The 21208-nt window shown below is 30.3% G+C and carries 19 protein-coding genes and 1 tRNA gene; 13 read left to right on the top strand and 7 right to left on the bottom strand.

What is annotated here, in order from left to right; genetic code table 11:
* Positions 1-24: 24 nt before the first annotated feature.
* From rpsT to proS, 3 genes are all read right to left on the bottom strand, one after another.
* On the bottom strand, positions 25-276 hold the full coding sequence (rpsT, locus tag OD91_RS10000) for a 30S ribosomal protein S20 (protein ID WP_144896246.1): 252 nt from the start codon (positions 274-276) through the stop codon (positions 25-27).
* A gap of 26 nt (positions 277-302) precedes the next feature.
* Positions 303-374, bottom strand: a tRNA-Glu gene (locus OD91_RS09995).
* An 85-nt stretch (positions 375-459) separates the two neighbouring features.
* Positions 460-1938 carry a proline--tRNA ligase gene (proS, locus tag OD91_RS09990; protein ID WP_144896245.1) on the bottom strand — a complete coding sequence of 493 codons (1479 nt, stop codon included), beginning with the start codon at positions 1936-1938 and terminating at the stop codon, positions 460-462.
* A 177-nt stretch (positions 1939-2115) separates the two neighbouring features.
* On the opposite strand from proS, the gene OD91_RS09985 reads away from it, so the two are divergent.
* The 5 genes from OD91_RS09985 to OD91_RS09965 all read left to right on the top strand — a co-directional run bounded on the left by OD91_RS09985 (position 2116) and on the right by OD91_RS09965 (position 7055).
* Positions 2116-3231 (top strand): hypothetical protein, encoded by a 1116-nt coding sequence (locus tag OD91_RS09985; RefSeq protein ID WP_144896244.1) that lies wholly within the window; start codon positions 2116-2118, stop codon positions 3229-3231.
* Positions 3232-3246: 15 nt separating this feature from the next.
* Positions 3247-4629, top strand: coding sequence for an OmpP1/FadL family transporter (locus tag OD91_RS09980; protein ID WP_144896243.1), 1383 nt, complete (start codon positions 3247-3249; stop codon positions 4627-4629).
* Between the two features lie 113 nt (positions 4630-4742).
* Positions 4743-5639, top strand: a complete 897-nt coding sequence (locus tag OD91_RS09975; RefSeq protein WP_144896242.1) for a NifU family protein — start codon at positions 4743-4745, stop codon at positions 5637-5639.
* On the top strand, positions 5632-6360 hold the full coding sequence (gene ubiE / locus OD91_RS09970) for a bifunctional demethylmenaquinone methyltransferase/2-methoxy-6-polyprenyl-1,4-benzoquinol methylase UbiE (RefSeq protein WP_144896241.1): 729 nt from the start codon (positions 5632-5634) through the stop codon (positions 6358-6360). Before OD91_RS09975 ends, ubiE begins: the two co-directional genes overlap by 8 nt.
* Before the next feature lie 2 nt (positions 6361-6362).
* Complete coding sequence (locus OD91_RS09965; RefSeq protein WP_144896240.1) at positions 6363-7055, top strand: porin family protein; 693 nt, start codon at positions 6363-6365, stop codon at positions 7053-7055.
* A 1-nt stretch (position 7056) separates the two neighbouring features.
* Here the strand turns inward: OD91_RS09965 and OD91_RS09960 are convergent, their stop codons facing one another.
* Positions 7057-7782, bottom strand: coding sequence for an RNA methyltransferase (locus tag OD91_RS09960; protein WP_144896239.1), 726 nt, complete (start codon positions 7780-7782; stop codon positions 7057-7059).
* A gap of 69 nt (positions 7783-7851) precedes the next feature.
* On the opposite strand from OD91_RS09960, the gene OD91_RS09955 reads away from it, so the two are divergent.
* The 7 genes from OD91_RS09955 to OD91_RS09925 all read left to right on the top strand — a co-directional run bounded on the left by OD91_RS09955 (position 7852) and on the right by OD91_RS09925 (position 18263).
* Positions 7852-10350 (top strand): BamA/TamA family outer membrane protein, encoded by a 2499-nt coding sequence (locus tag OD91_RS09955; RefSeq protein WP_144896238.1) that lies wholly within the window; start codon positions 7852-7854, stop codon positions 10348-10350.
* A 104-nt stretch (positions 10351-10454) separates the two neighbouring features.
* Positions 10455-11513, top strand: coding sequence for a class II fructose-bisphosphate aldolase (gene fbaA / locus OD91_RS09950; protein ID WP_144896237.1), 1059 nt, complete (start codon positions 10455-10457; stop codon positions 11511-11513).
* A gap of 192 nt (positions 11514-11705) precedes the next feature.
* Positions 11706-12563 carry an acetyl-CoA carboxylase, carboxyltransferase subunit beta gene (accD, locus tag OD91_RS09945; RefSeq protein ID WP_144896236.1) on the top strand — a complete coding sequence of 286 codons (858 nt, stop codon included), beginning with the start codon at positions 11706-11708 and terminating at the stop codon, positions 12561-12563.
* Positions 12564-12691: 128 nt separating this feature from the next.
* On the top strand, positions 12692-12961 hold the full coding sequence (rpsO, locus tag OD91_RS09940) for a 30S ribosomal protein S15 (protein ID WP_144896235.1): 270 nt from the start codon (positions 12692-12694) through the stop codon (positions 12959-12961).
* Positions 12962-13202: 241 nt separating this feature from the next.
* Positions 13203-15443 (top strand): polyribonucleotide nucleotidyltransferase, encoded by a 2241-nt coding sequence (locus OD91_RS09935; RefSeq protein WP_144896234.1) that lies wholly within the window; start codon positions 13203-13205, stop codon positions 15441-15443.
* A 98-nt stretch (positions 15444-15541) separates the two neighbouring features.
* Positions 15542-16666, top strand: a complete 1125-nt coding sequence (gene folK, locus OD91_RS09930; RefSeq protein ID WP_144896233.1) for a 2-amino-4-hydroxy-6-hydroxymethyldihydropteridine diphosphokinase — start codon at positions 15542-15544, stop codon at positions 16664-16666.
* A gap of 76 nt (positions 16667-16742) precedes the next feature.
* A complete protein-coding gene (locus OD91_RS09925; protein WP_144896232.1) occupies positions 16743-18263 on the top strand; it encodes an OmpA family protein in 1521 nt (506 codons plus the stop codon).
* A 58-nt stretch (positions 18264-18321) separates the two neighbouring features.
* Here OD91_RS09925 and OD91_RS09920 read toward each other — a convergent pair whose 3' ends face one another.
* From OD91_RS09920 to gldB, 3 genes are all read right to left on the bottom strand, one after another.
* Positions 18322-18819 carry a hypothetical protein gene (locus OD91_RS09920; protein WP_144896231.1) on the bottom strand — a complete coding sequence of 166 codons (498 nt, stop codon included), beginning with the start codon at positions 18817-18819 and terminating at the stop codon, positions 18322-18324.
* A gap of 83 nt (positions 18820-18902) precedes the next feature.
* Positions 18903-19241 carry a gliding motility protein GldC gene (gldC, locus tag OD91_RS09915; protein ID WP_144896230.1) on the bottom strand — a complete coding sequence of 113 codons (339 nt, stop codon included), beginning with the start codon at positions 19239-19241 and terminating at the stop codon, positions 18903-18905.
* Positions 19241-20200 (bottom strand): gliding motility lipoprotein GldB, encoded by a 960-nt coding sequence (gene gldB, locus OD91_RS09910; protein ID WP_144896229.1) that lies wholly within the window; start codon positions 20198-20200, stop codon positions 19241-19243. The genes gldC and gldB overlap by 1 nt, the downstream gene beginning before the upstream one ends.
* A 50-nt stretch (positions 20201-20250) precedes the next feature.
* On the opposite strand from gldB, the gene nadE reads away from it, so the two are divergent.
* Complete coding sequence (gene nadE, locus OD91_RS09905; protein ID WP_144896228.1) at positions 20251-21039, top strand: NAD(+) synthase; 789 nt, start codon at positions 20251-20253, stop codon at positions 21037-21039.
* The last annotated feature ends 169 nt before the right edge of the window (positions 21040-21208 follow it).

Raw genomic sequence — 21208 nt, 5'->3', positions numbered from 1 at the left:
TAATAATTTTTTAATAACAGCTATTTATAAAGCAGCTACTTGTTTTGATAATTTAGACTTTAAGTTTGCAGCTTTATTCTTATGAATAACATTGTTCTTAGCTAACTTGTCTAACATAGAAACAACTTTAGTAAGTAATCCTTCTGCTTCTTTCTTATCAGTTGAAGTACGCAAGTCTCTAACAGCATTACGCGTAGTCTTGTGTTGATACTTGTTACGAATTCTTTTAGCGTCGTTACTTCTAATTCTCTTTAATGCTGACTTATGATTTGCCATAATTTATATTTTAGTTTAAAAACTTGTAGTCCGTACGGGAATCGAACCCGTGTTACCAGGATGAAAACCTGGCGTCCTAACCCCTAGACGAACGGACCAGTTGCAATCTTAAATAAATAATCTTCCGATTGCGGATGCAAATATACAACGTTTTTAAAACTCTGCAATACTTTTTTTAAAATTTTAATACGCCTTTGCAAATAATACTTTTTTAGAAGATAATTTTCCTGAAAAAATACAGCTACCTTCCTCGTTTACAGCATCATTTGGTATACATCTAATAGTCGCTTTTGTTAACTCTTTAATCTTATCTTCTGTCTCAGAAGTTCCGTCCCAATGTGCAGAAACAAAACCTCCTTTAGTTTTTATCGCTTCTTTAAACTCTTCAAAGGTTGAAACCTCAGTTGTATGTTCAGTTCTATATTCTTTTGCTCGATTAAATAAGTTATCTTGAATTTCATCTAATAAATCTGCAACAAAATCAACTACATTATCTTGAGAAATAGTTTCTTTTACCAAGGTATCTCTTCTCGCAACCTCAACTGTGTTATTTTCTAGATCTCTATTTCCCATCGCAATTCTTACCGGAACACCTTTTAACTCGTATTCTGCAAATTTAGCTCCTGGTCTAAATGTATCTCTATCATCAAACTTAACAGAAATTCCTTTTTTGCGTAATGCTTTTACAATCACATTTACTTTTTCAGAAATAACAGCTAATTGTTCTTCTCCTTTGTATATAGGTACAATAGCAACCTGAATTGGTGCTAATTTTGGCGGTAAAACCAATCCAAAATCATCAGAATGCGTCATAATTAATCCACCAATCAAACGTGTTGAAACTCCCCAAGACGTAGCCCAAACATATTCTTGCTTTCCTTCTTTAGAGGTATATTTTACATCAAACGCTTTCGCAAAGTTCTGACCTAAAAAATGACTTGTACCAGCTTGTAACGCTTTTCCGTCTTGCATTAAGGCTTCAATTGTATACGTTTCTTCTGCTCCTGCAAATCGTTCGCTCTCAGATTTTGATCCTTTTATTACTGGCATCGCCATAAAAGTTTCAGCAAACTCTGCATACACTTCTTGCATTTGTTTTGCTTCTGCTAATGCTTCAGTTTTAGTAGCATGTGCTGTATGACCTTCTTGCCATAAAAATTCTGCTGTACGTAAAAATAATCGTGTACGCATTTCCCAACGCACAACATTTGCCCATTGATTTATTAATAATGGTAAATCTCTATATGATTGAATCCATCCTTTATAAGTATTCCAAATAATTGCTTCAGATGTTGGTCTAACTACCAATTCTTCTTCCAATTTTGCTTCTGGGTCTACACGCAACTTTCCTTCATTATCAGGATCATTTTGCAATCTATAATGTGTAACTACAGCACATTCTTTTGCAAAACCTTCTGCATTTTTTTCTTCAGCTTCAAATAAACTCTTTGGAACAAAAAGTGGAAAATAAGCATTCTGATGCCCAGTTTCTTTAAACATCCTATCCAACTCTTTTTGCATATTTTCCCAAATAGCAAATCCGTAAGGCTTAATAACCATACATCCTCTTACCGCAGAATTCTCTGCTAAATCAGCTTTTACAACTAATTCATTATACCATTTGGAATAATCTTCAGCTCTTTTTGTTAACTTCTTACTCATAAATTAAAAGTTTGGCACAAATATTGTTACTTTTTAAATGATTTTGTTTTGTTATATTTAACAACCACAGAAAAACGGTACAAAACTAAGGGATTTCTATATAAGAGACCTATTAAAGTGTAAACTTTTTTGAAGAATCAAAATCAGAAAACAGAATATTTATTTAAAGATTATAATATGAAACTCAATTACACTACTACAAAACTTAATCAGCTTTTACTTTTACTAGTCTCTAGTACATTCCTTGTTTCTTGTGGTGTAACACAACGAGTTGCAACTAGTGATGGTATTTATGATGATGAAAGAGTTGAAAAGAGAGAAAGAAAAGTAATCGTTGCAGATGCAAGAGAATATAGAAAATACAATAAAGACTATTTCACAAAAGAAGTAGACCGTTTAGATGATTTAAACGGGACAGATATTATTACGGATATAGAAAATTACAAATCTTTAGAAGCAGATTCTCTTGATGTAGATAACAGATATGAAGAAGAAAGGGATTATGATAATAATAACGAATCTTGGGGATATTCTAATGATAATGACGTAGTTGTAAATGTAAATCTAATTGGATATAACGGTTGGGGAAATGCCTGGGATTATGGTTATGGATATAACAATCCATGGAGAAATCGTTGGGGATATAGGTTAGGGGGTTACTATAACCCATACTGGCATCCATATCATAATAATTTTTACTGGAACTCTGGGTTAGCTTGGAATTATGGTTGGAATAACGGTTTTTATTGCCCTCCTTTTTATCAAAACAGATTTTATTCTCCTAATAGAAATTATTACAATAACAGTTATAGAAACTATAGATACGGAAGAAGAGGTGTAGCATATAACTCTACAAATAGAAGAAATAGTGTAACCTCTAGAAGAAGTTATTCATCAAGAAGAAATTCAACAACTTCTAGACGCTCATCAACTACCTATAACAGAAATAGAAATACAAAAGTTAGAAGAAATAGTGACTCTCCAAGAAGAGCATATAATACAAGAGGTAGAAATACTGTAAAAAGAAATTCATCTTCTTCTAGACCAAGCAGAACAAAAAGAAGCAATACACCTAGACGAAATACAAGTACAAGAAATTACACTCCAAAACGTAATAGTTCTTCAAGAAGTAATTCAACAAGACGAAGCTCTAGCACACGGTCTTCTTCTAGCAGATCATCTTCTAGAAGTTATACACCTAGTAGAAGTAGCTCTTCAAGAGGTTCAAGCACTAGAAATTCAGGTAGATCATCATCAAGTAGAAGCTCTGGAAGAAGCGGAAGAAGAGGTTAAAAAGCAACACACATCATGAAAAAAATTATACTATTAGCGACATTGTTCGCCACCATTTACACGTCCTATTCTCAATCATTAGGATATCAAGATTTAGCATTATTATTCTCTGAAAACGATAATAATGGATCTGCAAGATTTACTGCAATGAGCGGAGCTTTTGGTTCTTTAGGCGGGGATATTTCATCAATAAATATTAATCCAGCAGGTTTATCAGTATTTAAAAACAGTCAATTTTCTGGAACTTTAAATACAAGAAACACAGACATCAATAGTTCATACTACGGAAATTCAATTTTAAATCAAGACGATTTCTTTAACATTTCACATGCTGGGGCTGTTTTGGTTTTTGATAGTCATCACAATAGTGAATGGTCTAAATTTGCTATCGGATTTAACTATAGAACAAAGAAAGATTTTAAAAATCAATTTTTAGTAAAAGGTAATAGTGGTGTTGTAACTTTTAAAGAGTTTCCTTTAGATCCAGCCACAAACCCTATACAATATTCAAATGCTGTTCAACAACAGTTTTCCAATACATATTCGGGCGATTTAAGTGAATTTAGCATGGGATTTTCAGCGGTACATCAAAATAAATTACATATTGGAGCTGCATTACATACCTATGATTTAAATTTTGCACAACTTGCGGAATTAAGAGAAAGTAATAATGATGGAAACGGAAATACTTTAGATGCTCGTTTTTACCAAGAAAACTTTACTACTGGAACAGGATTTTCTTTAAACACTGGTTTTATTTACAAAGCTCATAAGAGTTTTAGATTTGGAGCTTCCTATCAAACACCTACTTGGTATACAGAGGTTATTGAAGAAACCAACATTACAGATAATGATGGTTTTAATGGAGATGCAGAAATTGCTGTAAGTAATAACAACACTATTTACGACAATACTACTGGTAATAATTTTCCAACACAGGGTTTACTTTACAAACTTAAAACACCAAGTAAATTAACAGCTAGTGCTGCATTTATTTTTGGCAAAAGTGGATTATTAAGTTTTGACTATACCAACAAACATTTTAAAAGTATAAAATTAACAAATTCTGATTTTACTTCTGAAAATCAGTTTTTTCAAAATGATCTAAGAAATACACATCAATTTAATGTAGGTACAGAATGGAGACTAGACAGATTTAGTATTAGAGGTGGTTATAGTTTTGAACAAAGTCCTTATAATAATGCTATAGACACAGACAATATAGAAGGATATTCATTAGGTGGTGGTTATAATTTTGGTAATTTAAAATTAGACTTAGCTTATAGTGATAGCTCTCAAACTTCGGTGTACAATTTCTACTCAGGTTTTAATGTAAATCCTGCAAATTTAAACATAAATAATAGAAGAGTTACGGCTACCCTTACCCTCAACCTGTAAATAAGAAGAAAAAGTATAACTAAAGATTCTCATTAATTTGAGAATCTTTTTTGTTGTAGTAAAGTTAAAATTCTTTCGGTTTTTTAGCGTAATTTTGCAATTCATTTTTAGACATGGAAACAATTAAAATAAACATAGAACAAACTACTAACGAAACCATTATAAAGTTTGTGAGTAATCAAATTTTGATAAATGGTGGTAGTTATGAATTTAATAATGTTGACGAAGCTAAAAACTCTGTTTTAGCACAACAATTGTTTTATTTACCTTTTGTAAAAAAGATATTTATTACTGCAAATTTTATTGCAATTCAGCGATTTGATATCGTTGAGTGGAGTGATGTTCAAGAAGAAGTAAAAGAACAAATAAAAAACTATTTACAATCTGGCGAAACCATAATAAAAGAAGAAAGAGCTTCTAAAAAAGAAGCGATTGAAGTATATGCAGAAGTGACTCCAAATCCTGCTGTGATGAAATTTGGGACGAATAAAGCACTAACACAAACAGATGTTGAGTTTAAAAATATTGATGAAGCAAGTAAATCTTCACCTTTAGCACAAGCATTATATAATTTTCCGTTTGTAAAAGAGATCTTTATTTCAGAAAACTATATTTCTATCACCAAGTTTGATATGGTAGAATGGAATGATATTTACCAAGAAGTAAGAACATTTATTAGAGCCTATTTACAAGAAGGCAAAACTATTATTGCAGAACTTCTTAAAGCAGAAGCTCAAAACAGTACAGTAATTGTTCAAGAAAATTTGTCTGAAACTTCAGAAAAAATAATTTCAATTTTAGATGAATATATAAAACCTGCTGTTGCTTCAGATGGTGGAAATATTGCTTTTCAATCGTATGATGAAGAATCTAAACAAGTAAAAGTAGTTTTACAAGGTGCTTGTAGTGGTTGTCCATCATCTACAATTACATTAAAAAATGGTATAGAAACCATGTTAAAAGAAATGTTACCGAATCAAATTAACGAAGTTGTAGCCATTAATGGATAAAGTTGTAAAACCATATAAAGATTCTGAACTAGGGAAGAAAGAACAGGTAGCAAAAATGTTTGATACCATTTCTAAGAATTACGATGGACTAAATCGTGTAATTTCTTTAGGTATTGATGTTTCCTGGAGAAAAAAAGTAGTTAAAATTGTTGGAGAAAAGAATCCAAAACAGATTTTAGATATCGCTACAGGTACTGGAGATTTAGCTATTATGATGGCTTCTTTACATCCTGATAAAATTACTGGATTAGATATTTCTGCAGGAATGCTTGAAGTAGGAAAACAAAAAGTTGCAAAAGAAAATTTATCTGAAAAAATAGAACTTATTGTTGGAGATTCTGAAGACATGCCTTTTAACGACAATACTTTTGATGCAATTACAGTTTCTTTCGGAGTACGTAATTTTGCCAATTTAGATAAAGGATTACAGGAAATAAAACGTGTATTAAAACCGACAGGTGTTTTGGTTATTTTAGAGACATCTAACCCAACAAAATTTCCTTTTAAACAAGGGTATAAATTTTACACTAATTTTATCTTACCGATTATCGGAAAAATCTTTTCTAAAGATAAAGTTGCCTATTCTTATTTATCAGAATCTGCAAATCATTTTCCGTTTGGAAAAGCTTTCAACAATATTTTGCAAAAAAATGGGTTTACAAATACAGAAGACAATCCAGTAACTTTTGGAGTTGCTACTATTTACAAAGCTTCTGAATAATTATGAGTAAAAAACTTGTTGTTTTTGGTATTATCTTTCTAATGATTTCCAGTGCTTTTGCACAAAGAATTGACTATTTACCTAGTTTTGATAAAAGAAAACTACACTATGGTTTTTATTTAGGTATAAATCAAAATGATTTTAAAGTAGATTTACAACCGAGTACGATTACTAATGCCAATATTTTGGTAGAAGATCAAACAGGTTTTAATGTTGGTTTAATTGCAGATTTACGCTTGCATAAAAACATAAACTTACGCTTTGAACCAGGCTTAGTAAGTAACTCTAAAAAAATCTATTTCAATCATTTAACTACAAAACGAGACAGCGTTAGAGAAGCGGGCTCTACCTTTTTACACATGCCTATACTATTTAAGTTTAGCACCAATAGATTGGATAATGTTAGACCCTATTTATTAGCTGGTGTTGCTTATGATTATAATTTTTCTAGTAATCAAAAGAACCCAGATGATAACTCATCTGGAGAATTTAGAATGAAGACTCATAATTTTATGTACGAAGTAGGTATAGGTATAGATATTTACCTCTATTATTTCAAATTTTCCCCATCTATTAGAGGTGTTTTTGCAATTAATAATGAGTTAACTTACGATAACGATATTAATAGTAAATGGACTTCACCTATAAAATATTTAGGCACTAGAGGTGTATTTTTAAATTTTGCTTTCGAGTAAATTACCTCCTAAATTCACTTAGTAGTATTGCTGTAGCTGTTGCTACATTTAAGCTCTCAGTTTCTTTAATTTCACCGAATTGTGGTATAGAAATAGTGTGATTAACGAGTTCTTTGATACTATCTGAAATCCCGTTAGCCTCATTACCCATAATTAAAATTGCCTCTTCAGGTAATGTAGTTTTATAAACATTTTCACCATTCATATCTGCAATAAATTTAGGCAAATCAGAAGATTTCAGGTATGATTCTAAATCGACATAGTTAATTTGAACTCTTGTTAATGAGCCCATGCTTGCTTGCACTACTTTTTGATTATAACAATCTACCGTATCTTTAGAACAAACAAGTTCCTTAATTCCAAACCAATCGCATAATCTAATAATAGTTCCCAAATTTCCTGGGTCATTAATAGCATCTAATCCAACAATTAATCCTTTATTTTGATGATCCGAAAAACTAGGGATTCTAAATAATGCTAAAACTTTATTAGGTGTTTTTAAACTACTTACCTTTTTTAATTCTGTTTCTGAAACTAGTACAACATCAATATTCTTATTATTAAAACTATAATCATCAACAGCAAACAATTTTTCAACTTCAAAATCTGAATTTATAAATTCATGAACCACTTTTACACCTTCAGCAATAAATAATTGATGCTTCTGACGATACTTTTTTTGAGATAAACTTGTTATTAATTTAATATGGTTTTTAGATAAACTCATTATTTAGTTTTAACACTTATATACCGCCGAAAAATACTATTTTTGATTTTGATAGCGAAGCTAAAGTTAATGAAAAAACTTTCCTTTTATTTTTTACTACTTATAATACTAGCATCATGTAATTCTACAAAGCATGTTGCAGAAGATGAGCACATGCTTACTCAGAACTATGTGTATGTTGATAGTGTGAGAAATAAAAGTGAAGAATTACAAAAATTATTACTTCAAAAACCGAATGCCAGATTATTAGATTTACCTCTAGGATTGTATTTTCATAATTTTGGGAACCATGATAAGCCTACAACACCAAAAGAGTGGGCAAAAAAAAATCCACACTCTTACAATTTAGTCAAAAATCTATTTTCAGAAAAACAAAGTATTGCCTACGCAAAAACATTTATAGGACTTAATAATTGGTTTTTAAATTATCCTGGACCAGAAATCATTAATAAAAGGAAAGTAGGAAGCACCAAAAATAATTTAACTGCTTATTATAAAAATCATGGTTATTTTCATTCAAAAGTAGATACAGTGGTTAATGAGTATAATGATAAAAAAGCTACAGTAGAATATCATATCACTCCTGGAAAACCGACACTTTTAGACACAATTAATGTTGATATTGAATCACCCGTTTTAGATTCTATTTATAAAGAATCAAAAATAACTTCTTTATTAAGAAAAGGAGATCAATATAAAGACAATGTATTTAGAGAAGAAGCTAATAAGCTTGTTAAACTTTTTAGAAATAATGGCATATACCATTTTAACAAAAGTGCCATCGGTTTTTATATCGGTTCTGACAGTACAGAATACAAAACTAATGTAGATTTAATTGTTTCTGGAGAAAGATATTATGAAGAAAGCGGAAAAACATTAGCAAAACCTTATCAACAACAAAAAATCAGCAAAATAAATATTTATACTGATTATTATTTCACTAAAAAAAGTGACGAATATTTAGACACCCTTACCTATAAAAATATTCGATTTTTAGCTCATGATAAAATACGATATAATCCAAAATACTTGTCAGAATCTATCTTTTTAAAGATAAACAAAAACTATAGTGATTCATTAAGTTCATTAACTCGAAATCATTTAAAATCACTTAAAAACTTTAAATCTACTATTATAAAATTTCAAGATTTAAACGATCATGAGATACAAGCAGATATTTTCTTAACTCCCATAGAAAAATATACGCTAGGTTTTGAAACTGAACTTACTCATTCTAATATTAGAGATGTAGGTATTTCTGCCAAATTTTCTATTATAGATAGAAATGTTTTTAGAGGTGCAGAAATATTAAAACTATCACTTTTAGGATCTTATTTTACATCAAAAAATGGTCCTGGTTGGGAAATCGGAGCCGATGTCTCATTAAATGTTCCTAGATTTTTTGCTCCTTTTGGATTACAAAAATCAGTTCCTAAAAGAATGTCTCCTAATACATTAATTTCCTTAGGAACAAGTATCCAAAAAAACATAGGGTTAGATAGACAGACTTTTGCTTTCGGCTTAGATTATAAATGGCAATTTTCACCTAAAAAAACCATTCAGTTAGAAATATTTAATACACAATATATTAAGAATTTAAATACTCAAAATTATTTTAAAATATATAGCTCTGAAAAAACCAACCTAAATTCGATTGCAAAGACGCATAAAAATGATGCTGATTTTTCTTTTCCAACAATTAAAAACGCTACTGATTTAGAAGAATTTACTGAGATTAGAGATTTCATGAATGAAGTTTCAATAGATAATAGTTTTAAAGCAACAAATGCAACAGAATTTCAAAATAACCTAAATATTTTAAATCGATTTAACATTTTAACATCAGATTTTTTAATTCCAACTATTGCATATTCATTTACCTTTAATAGTAAGGACAATTTTACTGACAATAATTTTTCCTTCTTTAAAATAAGAATAGCAAATTCTGGAAATGTGATGGGAATTATCAATGAAAAATTAAACTTAAATAATAAAAGTACTGTTTTTAATATTCCTGTTGCACAGTATTTTAAAACCGACTTTGAGTATAAACAATTTTGGGATGTTGGAAATAATGCTGTTTTCGGATTTAGATCTTTCTTAGGAGCAATCTTTACTTATGAAAACTCAGATATCCCCTTTACAAAAAGTTATTTTGCTGGAGGCGCAAATGACATTAGAGCTTGGCATACCTACGAGTTAGGTCCAGGGAAAACAAATACAGGATTAGAATTTAATATTGGTAGCTTAAAATTCTTAACAAGTCTAGAATATCGTTTTGACATTGTTGGTAAATTAAAAGGAGCTCTTTTTCTTGATGCTGGAAATATTTGGGACATTACTGGTTCTTCTTTTGTAGATGAAGCAGCAAAATTTAATGGTTTTGGTTCTTTGGGAGATATGGCAGTAGGTGGCGGTTTTGGAACTAGAATAGATTTTAGTTTCTTAATTATTAGATTAGACTTAGGTTTTAAAATGCACGAACCTTATTTAACAGGAAATAGATGGTTTAAAAACTTTAATATTTCTAACTCAGTATTTAATATTGGTATAAATTACCCATTCTAATTGTACTACAACCTTTTAGTAAACTACAATCCTAAAAATTTTATTGCTTTATAAAAAAGTGTAATTTTGCTTAACTTAAAAGGTTAATATAAAAAGATTTAAAAATGATAAAACCAGGTGTTGCCACAGGCAAAGAAGTTCAAGAAATATTTAAACTAGCCAAAGAAAAAGGATTTGCGTTACCAGCTGTAAACGTAATTGGATCTAACACAATTAATACTGTTTTAGAAACTGCAAGAGATTTAAATTCTCCAGTAATCATCCAATTTTCTAATGGTGGTGCACAATTTAATGCAGGTAAAGGGTTATCAAACGAAAATCAAAAAGCTGCTATAGCTGGTGGTGTTGCAGGTGCAAAACATGTTCATGAATTAGCAGTTACATATGGTGTTCCTGTAATTTTACATACAGACCACTGTGCTAAAAAATTATTACCTTGGATAGATGGTTTATTAGATGCTTCAGAAAAACATTTTGCAGAAACTGGTAAACCTTTATATAGTTCTCATATGATTGATTTATCTGAAGAACCATTAGAAGAAAACATAGAGATTTGTAAAGAATACCTAGCTAGAATGAGTAAAATGGGTATGACTTTAGAAATTGAATTAGGTATTACTGGTGGTGAAGAAGATGGAGTTGATAATTCTGATGTAGATGTTTCTAAATTATACACACAACCAGAAGAAGTAGCTTATTCTTATGAAGAGTTAATGAAAGTTTCTCCTCAATTTACAATTGCAGCTGCGTTTGGAAATGTTCATGGTGTTTACAAACCAGGTAACGTAAAATTAACGCCAAAAATCTTAAAGAATTCGCAAGAGTTTGTCACAAAAAAATATGGTGTTGAAGAAAATCATATTGATTTTGTATTTCACGGAGGATCAGGTTCTACATTAGAAGAAATTAGAGAAGCTATTGGTTATGGTGTTATAAAAATGAATATTGATACCGATTTACAATATGCATTTACAGAAGGAATTAGAGATTATATGGGAGAAAAAGCTGATTATTTAGCTTCTCAAATCGGAAATCCAGATGGAGCAGATCAACCAAATAAAAAATATTACGATCCAAGAAAATGGTTACGTGAAGGTGAGCAAACATTTAAAGCTCGTTTAACAAAAGCATTTGAAGACTTAAATAATGTAAATACATTATAAAAATCTATTACATAAATTTTTAAAAGCATTTTGATTCTTTCAAAATGCTTTTTTTTATGATCAAAATTAGAAGTAGAAACTTAAATGTAAAGAAAAAGTTAAGTTGATAAAATCTTTTTTACATTTGCATACTTCCTAATAATTTAGGAAACGACTAAGAAAACTAAAACTCAACAAAATATACATTAAACTATGGCTTGGTTTAAACGTAAAGACAAGGGGATTCATACTCCAACAGAAGATAAAAAAGACACACCAAAAGGATTATGGTATAAAACTCCTAGTGGAAAAGTAATTGACACAGAAGAGTTAAAAAAGAATCTATATGTGAGTCCGGAAGATGGATATCATGTAAGAATTGGTAGTAATGAGTATTTTGAAATGTTTTTTGATGACAATAAATTCAAAGAATTAAATGAAAGTTTAACCTCTAAAGATCCATTAAAATTCGAAGACACAAAAAAGTATCCAGACAGATTAAAAGCTGCCTATAAAAAAACAAACCTTAAAGATGCTGTTAGAACAGCAGTAGGGAAATCTAACGGAAACAATATTGTAATCGCTGCCATGGATTTTGCTTTTATCGGTGGTTCTATGGGTTCTGTTGTTGGTGAAAAAATTGCTCGTGCAATTGATTATTCAATCAAAAAGAAGTTACCATTCTTAATGATTTCTAAATCTGGAGGTGCACGTATGATGGAAGCTTCTCTTTCATTAATGCAACTTGTAAAAACATCAGCAAAACTAGCTCAATTAGCAGAAGCAAAAATTCCTTACATTTCGTTATGTACAGATCCTACAACAGGCGGAACAACTGCTTCGTTTGCAATGCTTGGCGATATTAATATTGCAGAACCAAACGCATTAATAGCTTTTGCTGGACCAAGGGTTGTAAAAGATACAACAGGTAAAGAATTACCTGATGGATTTCAAAAATCTGAATTTGTTTTAGAACATGGTTTTTTAGACGGTATTTACGAGCGTAAAAACTTAAAAAAACAAGTAAACTTATATATCGATTTAATTCAAAATCAACCTATTAGAGCTTAATAAAAACCGGTTTTCAAACTAGATACTCTACTGATAAAAAGATAGTTCAATCTAAAAAATAATTATATATTTGCAGCTTCAATGAAAACATCATTGATTTACATAAAAATCATTTAAATAATATTGGCATGTATTTAACAAAAGAAGTGAAAGAAGGAATTTTCACAAAACACGGTAAAGGAGCAAATGATACTGGTTCAACAGAAGGGCAAGTAGCATTATTTACGCACAGAATTAACCATCTAACAGAACACTTAAAAAACAATCGTAAAGATTTTAACACAGAGCGTTCTTTAGTACGTATGGTTGGTAAGCGTAGAAGCTTATTAGATTATCTTAAGAAGAAAGATATCACTAGATATCGTGCAATTATTAAAGAATTAGGAATTAGAAAATAATTCACATAAAAAGAGGCTCTATAAACGTGCCTCTTTTTTATTATGACAGGTTTCTTGTAGCTTGCTACAAAACAATAACTTGTCTTTCCTGCAAAAGCAGGAATCAAAAAAAATATTCAATTCTATTTAACTAGTAGAATTTTTATATAAAAACTTCAAAAATAGTAACAGCATTTTTGAATTTCCATTGCAACAAACAACAACACAACAACAAACAAATTAAAAATTAGAATTAAAATTTATGATTCCAAAAGTATTTAATGAGGTAATAGACCTTGGAGATGGAAGAACCATTTCATTAGAAACCGGAAAGTTAGCGAAACAAGCACACGGTTCAGTTGTTGTTCAGATGGGAAAAGCAATGTTGTTATGTACAGTAGTATCTAACTACAAACAAAGTCCAGTAGATTTTTTACCATTGACGGTAGATTATAGAGAAAAATTTGCTGCTGCAGGAAGATATCCTGGAGGTTTCTTTAAAAGAGAAGCAAGACCAAGTGATGGAGAAGTTTTAACAATGCGTTTAGTAGACCGTGTTTTACGTCCGTTATTTCCAAAAGATTATCATTCTGAAGTACAAGTTATGATTCAGCTAATGTCTCATGATGAAGATGTTATGCCAGATGCATTAGCAGGTTTAGCAGCATCAGCGGCTATTCAATTATCTGATTTCCCTTTTGAATGTCCAATTTCTGAAGCACGAGTTGCGAGAGTAAATGGAGAATTTGTAATCAACCCAAGTAGAGCTCAGTTAGCAGAATCTGATATTGATATGATGATTGGAGCTTCTGCAGATTCTGTGATGATGGTGGAAGGTGAAATGGATGAGATTTCTGAAGAAGAAATGGCAGAAGCAATTAAGTTTGCTCATGAATCTATTAAGGTTCAATGTGCTGCTCAAGTTCGTTTAGCTGAAGCTTTCGGAAAGAAAGAAACTAGAGAATATGAAGGTGAAAGAGAAGATGAAGAATTAGCTACAAAAATAAATGACCTTGCTTACGATAAATGTTATGCTATCGCTAAAAAAGGGACTTCTAAAGCTGAACGTTCAGCTGCTTTTTCTGAAGTAAAAGAAGAAGTAATAGCTTCGTTTACAGAAGAAGAATTAGAAGACTATGCAGAATTAGTTGGAAAGTATTTCAACAAAGCTCAAAAAAATGCAGTTAGAGAATTAACTTTAGCAGAAGGTTTACGTTTAGATGGACGTAAGACTGATGAAATTAGACCAATTTGGTGTGAGGTAGATTACTTACCATCAGTTCATGGTTCATCAATTTTTACTCGTGGAGAAACTCAAGCATTAGCTACAGTTACTTTAGGAACATCAAGAGATGCAAACAAGATAGATATGCCATCTTACGAAGGTGAAGAAAATTTCTATTTACATTATAACTTCCCTCCTTTTTGTACAGGTGAAGCAAGACCATTAAGAGGAACATCTCGTAGAGAAGTTGGTCATGGTAACTTAGCGCAACGTGGATTAAAAGGAATGATTCCAGACGATTGTCCTTATACAGTAAGAGTTGTTTCTGAAGTTTTAGAATCTAACGGTTCTTCTTCTATGGCAACAGTTTGTGCTGGTACAATGGCATTAATGGACGCTGGTGTTCAAATGACAAGACCAGTTTCTGGTATTGCTATGGGATTAATTTCTGATGGTGATCGTTACGCAGTTTTATCTGATATTTTAGGTGATGAAGATCACTTAGGAGATATGGACTTTAAAGTAACGGGTACTTCTGAAGGAATTACTGCGTGTCAAATGGATATTAAAGTAAAAGGATTGTCTTACGAAATTTTAGTGAACGCACTAAAACAAGCTAGAGATGGTCGTTTTCACATTTTAGAGAAATTGACTGACACTATTACTACTCCAAACGAAGAAGTAAAAGCACATGCTCCTAAAATGATTAATAGAAGAATTCCTAACGAATTAATTGGTGCATTTATTGGACCAGGTGGAAAACACATTCAAGAATTACAGAAAGAAACAGAAACTACTATTGTAATTACTGAAGACGCTGTAACTGAAGAAGGAATTATTGAAATCTTAGGTACAAAACCAGAAGGAATTGAAGCAGTTATAGCTCGTATTGAGTCAATGATGTTTAAACCAGAAAAAGGTTCTGTTTACGAAGTTAAAGTAATTAAAATGTTAGATTTTGGTGCTGTTGTAGAATATGTTGAAGCACCAGGAAACGAAGTTTTATTACACGTAAGCGAATTAGCTTGGGAACGTACAGATAAAGTCTCTGATGTTGTAAACATGGGAGATATTTTTGATGTAAAATACTTTGGATTAGATCCTAGAACTCGTAAAGAGAAAGTTTCTAGAAAAGCTATTTTACCAAAACCAGAAGGTTTTGTTGAAAGACCACCAAGAGATAACAATCGTGGACGTGATAACAGAGGGAGAGATAATCGTGGACGAGATAATCGTAGAGACGATAGAAAACCTAGAGAACCAAGAAAAGAAGAGTAATCTTCTTTTATATACAATTTAAATCGCCAATTTATTGGCGATTTTTTTTGCTTAAAACTTAAATAAATAGATTCCTTTTAATTACTTTGTAATATTAAATGAAAATTCAAAGAATTACATATTTATCACTTGGAAGTAATCAAGGAGATAAAACAAAAAATCTTCAAAAAGCTATCGAGTTAATTGATGAAAAAATAGGTGCAATTAAGAAAATAGCAGCTATTTATAAAACACCAGCACTAGGTTTTGACGGAGATGATTTTTACAATACTGTTATTAAGGTTTCAACTTATTTACCTCCCGAGACATTAATTACTACTCTTTTAAAAATTGAAAATGAATTAGGAAGAGCGCGAAGTGAAAATGGAGAATATATAAATAGACTCATCGATATCGACATTCTTCTTTTTGAAGATGAAATTATCTTTTCTAAAAATTTGATTGTACCGCATCCTAGAATGTTGCAACGCAAATTTGTTTTAGTTCCATTAGAAGAAATTGCATCAAACATACTTCATCCTATAGAAAAAAAACAAATAAAAATTTGTTTAGAAAATTGTGATGATTCTTCAGAGATTATAAAAATTGATGAAACTTTGGTTCGCCCTATTCCTTTATCAGAAAAATACAATTATATAGCTATTGAAGGAAATATTGGTGCTGGAAAAACAACGTTAGCTAATTTAATCTCCGACGATTTTAATGCTAAAGTTGTATTAGAACGTTATTCTGAAAACCCTTTTTTACCTAAATTTTATCAAGATAAAGAAAGATTCGCTTTCCCACTAGAAATGAGTTTCTTAGCCGATAGATATCAACAATTAACCGATGATTTAGCTCAATTTGACTTATTTAAAAACTTTATTGTCTCAGATTATTATATTTTTAAATCTTTAATATTTGCAAAGATAACTTTACAGCAAGATGAATATGCTTTATACAGTAAGATGTTTAATCTCATGTATAGGGAAATTACAAAACCAGATTTATATATCTATTTGTATCAAAATACTGAAAGTCTACTTACAAACATTAAAAATAGAGGGAGGGTTTATGAGCAAAACATAAAACCAGAATATCTTCAGAAAATACATGATGGATATGCTAGTTTTATTAAAACAGAACAAAATTTAAACACATTAATTATCGACATTTCTAAATTAGACTTTGTTAATAATGAAAATGATTATGAAATTATCTTAAAAAAGATCAAAAAGTTTTAAGTTTTTTTATAATTTTGCCAGAATCAATAATTCCCCCCCCAACATTTTGAATAACGAAACGTATCTTAGGAATCAAATGAGGAGAATTATTCTATTACTATGCATTAGCTTTTTTACCCTACACTCTTTTGGGCAATTTAGAACAGATGAAATAACGTACCGTAAAACGATTAATTTAAAGAATACAAACACTTGGGCAGTTGGTGGTGGTTTTAGTAACTTCATTATGCACGGTGACTTACGTTCTATTGGTACAGGAAACTTAGGTAGTTTTTACAACTTTGGGGGTTACTTATATGTAAATAAAATGTTTAACCCTCTTCTAGGGTTAGAATTTAAAGTAAACTACAATAAAATTGCAGGTGGAGCACAATACTTTTCTGAAGTTTACGAAATACTCTATGTAGATAAAAGTAAAGTATTAGAAAATAATATGTTCTTCAATGGTCGTGCATATGGAGCAGAATTAAACTTAATTTTTAGTTTTTCTAACTTATATGATTCTGGTGTTTCAGAAAAATGGCACGCTGCTGGTTATTTTGGTGTAGGATATCATCAATACAATTCTGCTTTATTTGAAAAAGATATTATAAACGGAGGTCCAGATATACCCTTAGTAGATTTTGGTTTTAATCGTACAAGAAATAGTCAAAATGAAGCAAGTTCAATTTATTTATCAGCTCAATTTGGTTTAAAAAGAAGAATTTCTAAAAGAGTAGATATTGAATTTAGAACTGGAATGTATTTTAATTACGAAGATCATTTAGATGCAGCTATTTCTAATAAACAAGATTGGGAAACTTTTTTCTTAAATCAATTAGGTGTTACTGTAAAACTTGGAAAATCTAAAATATTTAGCATTTGGGGTGATGAAGATGAAACCCAGAATAGAGAAGCAGAAGATGCATTTGAAGTTATAGATACTGATGAAGACGGCGTAATAGATCAACTAGATAAAGAACCAGCAACTCCTCCTGGAGTATTAGTATATGCAAATGGTGTTTCTATTGATAGTGATGGCGATGGAGTTCCAGACTATAAAGATGATTGTAGATTTGAACCTGGATTAAAAGACAATAAAGGATGTCCTTTTGTTGGAGATAGAGATAAAGATGGAGTTTCTGATAGAGACGATAAATGTCCAGATGTAAAAGGTTTAGCTAGATATCAAGGATGTCCAGATTCTGATGCTTTAAAAATTACTGGTTATGTAGAAATGAAAGAATATGTAAAAGACATATACTTTAATACTGCAAGTAATAGAATAAGAAGTGAATACTATTACACTTTGTTAGATGAAGTAGCAGAAATAATGCTTAAAAACTCTGATGTTACCTTTAGCGTATACGGATATACAGATAATAGAGGTGAAGTTGCATACAATCAAAAACTTTCTGAAAAAAGAGCAAAAGAAGCAAGAGCATACTTAATTGCAAGAGGAGTTGATGAAAGTAGAATAATCTCTAGAGGTTTAGGTGAACTAAGTCCTAAATACGGAAACGATACTAAAGAAGGAAGACAACTTAATAGACGTGTAGAAATTAGGTCTGTAAATCCTTTCAAACAAAAAACAAGGGTCATTCTAGAAGAAGAATAAAACAAATAAAAAAAGGAGCTTAAAGCTCCTTTTTTTATGTTATTATTTTAAATACTAGTTATTCAATAAAAGTTCCTTTCATTTTAACACGAACTTCAATCATAAAATTATCAGCATTCAAAATCTCACCTTTAAACATAAGTTGAGTAGATTTTTTTTCAATAAACAAACTAGCCAATCTTTCTAATTTATTTTTGTCTGTTACTTCAATAAAAGTATCATTTTTCAGATTAGACATTAACATAACATCATCTATCATTAATTCAGGTTTATTTATAGAAGCTCCATTATAACCAGATATTTTATATGCTAACTCTACTACTTCTAAACTTTGTAATGAACCTATATGTTGTTTAAAATCTTGTTTTGAAGTTAGATCTAACTCAACTTGAGATGTTAGATTATTTGAACCTGAATCTAAAATATTAACTATAATAGGTAAGTTTTTTGAAATTGTATTATCTAAATAAAAGACAACACTGTCGGATTGATTTGAGCAAGAAGTTATAAATATTGAACATACTATAACTACTAAACACGTTTTTAACGAGTTCATTGTTGAGGGATTTTAAGGGTTATAGTCTACAATTTAAAAAAAAATGTTCATTAACCTACTAATCCAACAACAAACTATTGAAATTATTTTTTAATCAACTCTAATTTCTCAGCAAAATAATCGCTAAAGTCTCTCATTGTAGCACTCATTTTTTGATCGTCTGTTGCACGTTCAAAAGTAGCAGCCATAGACACTAAAGTTTGATGAAAGAATTGTTTCATCTCATCTACAGGCATATCTTTTGTCCATAAATCCATACGTAATGTGTCCTTCTTCTTTTCATCCCAAACAGAAAGCATAACTGCTTTGGTCGATTCATTATTTATTCCTCCATCTTCTGCATTCCATGTCATTTCTTCTGGAACTTTATTTTCATCTAACCCAATTGTAAATTCAATTTTTGAAGTATGCTTAACTGCCATTATTTTCTAGGTTTATACTTAGATTTGTTAAATATCTCTATTCCTTTATTTCTCAATAATTGTTGCAAAGATACATCATTATTTTGCATATAAGAACGTACAATTTGCCAACCAATCCAAACACCAACTTTACCTGGAGAATTTTTATCTTCACTTAAATAAAACTTAGAAAAAGGGCCATTTTCTATAAATCTTTTATTCAATTTTGTTTCTGTACTAAACAGTATTTTATTTTCTATAAAATACTTCCAAACTTGTTCCTCATTTTCTAAAATCCAAGTGTTCTTATCCAATGAATACCCTATTTTTTCTTGATCAGTAATTTGTGGCAAAAAAAGATCTAACACATACATTTTTTTACCTTCAAAAATAATTTTTTCTAAAAATGTTCTATTAGAATTTGGTACTATTTGTTGATGAACGATTGAGTTTGCAACATCAACAATAATATGGCCTTTATGATTATTTTGTTTTATATACTTAGGGTAATCATTATAAAACAGATGTTTTTCTCCTAAATACGCATCCAAAGAAATTAATAATAAGCTATCTGCATACACAACCCTATTATCATAATCAATATTGCTTAACATTGTAATAACTTTTGGTGAAGTAAAACTTTTATTATAATACTTTATATGTTTAAATAAGGAAATTAGTTGCTCTTGTAAAAATTCATCATCATTAAATATTTTTTGAGTTTCCGCAAATAACTCCTGTTCGTCTTTATTGTTAATTTTATGAATCCAAACACTATCATGAACTTGTTTTGGGAACAAAATCGGATATTTTTCTTTTAATTTTTTTAATCCCTTTTCTGAACTTGTATAAAACGCCTTATCGAATCTTTCAAATTCAAAATTAACAGGAATAGTAGATACATTTACTTGATTATCTTTAGCATTATTACATGATAAAAAAGAAGAAATAAGAAGAAATAATAATAAAATTTTTCGCATTATCTTAGCTATAGAAAATAGAACGTTAAAAATACTAAATTAGTTTGTCAATGAATGCTCAAAAAGTTACAGATCATATTGTAAAGTGGTTAAAAGATTATGCTGAAAATGCAAAAGTTAAAGGTTTTGTAGTAGGAATTTCTGGAGGGATCGATTCTGCAGTAACCTCAACTTTATGTGCAAAAACAGGCTTAGAAACCTTATGCGTTGAATTACCCATACACCAAGCAAAGAGTCAAGTTAACAGAGGGAACGAGCATATTGCACAATTAAAAAAACGTTTTAAAAATGTTAGTGAAGCAGAAGTTAATTTAACAAGTACTTTTGAAGATTTTAAAACTGTTGTGCCAGAAACAGAAGTTTCGGCTAAAGTAGATTTAGCGTTAGCAAATGCCAGAGCACGTTTACGAATGACAACATTGTATTATTTTGCAGGTTTAAAAGGTTTATTAGTTGCAGGAACTGGAAATAAAGTGGAAGATTTTGGTGTTGGCTTTTTTACAAAATATGGTGATGGCGGTGTTGATTTAAGCCCAATTGCTGATTTAGTAAAATCTGAAGTGTATGCATTAGCAACACATTTAGAAGTGCCAAATTCTATTCAAAATGCACAACCAACAGATGGTTTATTTGGTGATAGCAGAACAGATGAAGACCAAATTGGAGCATCTTATGATGAACTTGAATGGGCAATGAAAATGCAAGATACTGGTAAATTTGAAAATGATTTCTCTGGTAGAGAATTAGAGGTATATAAAATTTATACTAGATTGAATAGCATCAATCAGCATAAAATGTTACCAATACCTGTTTGTGAAATTCCGAAGTTACTAAAGTAAGTTTGCAGCAATCATCATTTTCTTAATTTCTCTATATGCTCTTTTCTTTGAACCCTTTGAAATTTCAAATGGTAAGAAAATAAATAATTGAATAATTTTCAATATTTGTAACACTCTTTTCATAATCTTCACTCTTTTTCGGGCTGCAATATACAAAAAAGAAATAAAT

This window comes from Lutibacter sp. Hel_I_33_5 (assembly GCF_007827455.1).
Classification (GTDB): Bacteria; Bacteroidota; Bacteroidia; order Flavobacteriales; family Flavobacteriaceae; genus Polaribacter.
Note: the sequence above shows the minus strand (reverse complement) of the source record. Positions and strands in the feature narration are given on the sequence as shown.

Coding starts and splice junctions, on each gene's coding strand:
- proS (WP_144896245.1), bottom strand. CDS start 1,938: ATGAGTAAGAAGTTAACAAAAAGAGCTGAAGATTATTCCAAATGGTAT.
- rpsO (WP_144896235.1), top strand. CDS start 12,692: ATGTATTTAACAAAAGAAGTGAAAGAAGGAATTTTCACAAAACACGGT.
- folK (WP_144896233.1), top strand. CDS start 15,542: ATGAAAATTCAAAGAATTACATATTTATCACTTGGAAGTAATCAAGGA.
- ubiE (WP_144896241.1), top strand. CDS start 5,632: ATGGATAAAGTTGTAAAACCATATAAAGATTCTGAACTAGGGAAGAAA.
- OD91_RS09975 (WP_144896242.1), top strand. CDS start 4,743: ATGGAAACAATTAAAATAAACATAGAACAAACTACTAACGAAACCATT.
- accD (WP_144896236.1), top strand. CDS start 11,706: ATGGCTTGGTTTAAACGTAAAGACAAGGGGATTCATACTCCAACAGAA.
- fbaA (WP_144896237.1), top strand. CDS start 10,455: ATGATAAAACCAGGTGTTGCCACAGGCAAAGAAGTTCAAGAAATATTT.
- gldC (WP_144896230.1), bottom strand. CDS start 19,241: ATGGCAGTTAAGCATACTTCAAAAATTGAATTTACAATTGGGTTAGAT.
- nadE (WP_144896228.1), top strand. CDS start 20,251: ATGAATGCTCAAAAAGTTACAGATCATATTGTAAAGTGGTTAAAAGAT.
- OD91_RS09920 (WP_144896231.1), bottom strand. CDS start 18,819: ATGAACTCGTTAAAAACGTGTTTAGTAGTTATAGTATGTTCAATATTT.
- OD91_RS09960 (WP_144896239.1), bottom strand. CDS start 7,782: ATGAGTTTATCTAAAAACCATATTAAATTAATAACAAGTTTATCTCAA.
- OD91_RS09980 (WP_144896243.1), top strand. CDS start 3,247: ATGAAAAAAATTATACTATTAGCGACATTGTTCGCCACCATTTACACG.
- OD91_RS09935 (WP_144896234.1), top strand. CDS start 13,203: ATGATTCCAAAAGTATTTAATGAGGTAATAGACCTTGGAGATGGAAGA.
- OD91_RS09955 (WP_144896238.1), top strand. CDS start 7,852: ATGAAAAAACTTTCCTTTTATTTTTTACTACTTATAATACTAGCATCA.
- OD91_RS09965 (WP_144896240.1), top strand. CDS start 6,363: ATGAGTAAAAAACTTGTTGTTTTTGGTATTATCTTTCTAATGATTTCC.
- OD91_RS09925 (WP_144896232.1), top strand. CDS start 16,743: ATGAGGAGAATTATTCTATTACTATGCATTAGCTTTTTTACCCTACAC.
- OD91_RS09985 (WP_144896244.1), top strand. CDS start 2,116: ATGAAACTCAATTACACTACTACAAAACTTAATCAGCTTTTACTTTTA.
- rpsT (WP_144896246.1), bottom strand. CDS start 276: ATGGCAAATCATAAGTCAGCATTAAAGAGAATTAGAAGTAACGACGCT.
- gldB (WP_144896229.1), bottom strand. CDS start 20,200: ATGCGAAAAATTTTATTATTATTTCTTCTTATTTCTTCTTTTTTATCA.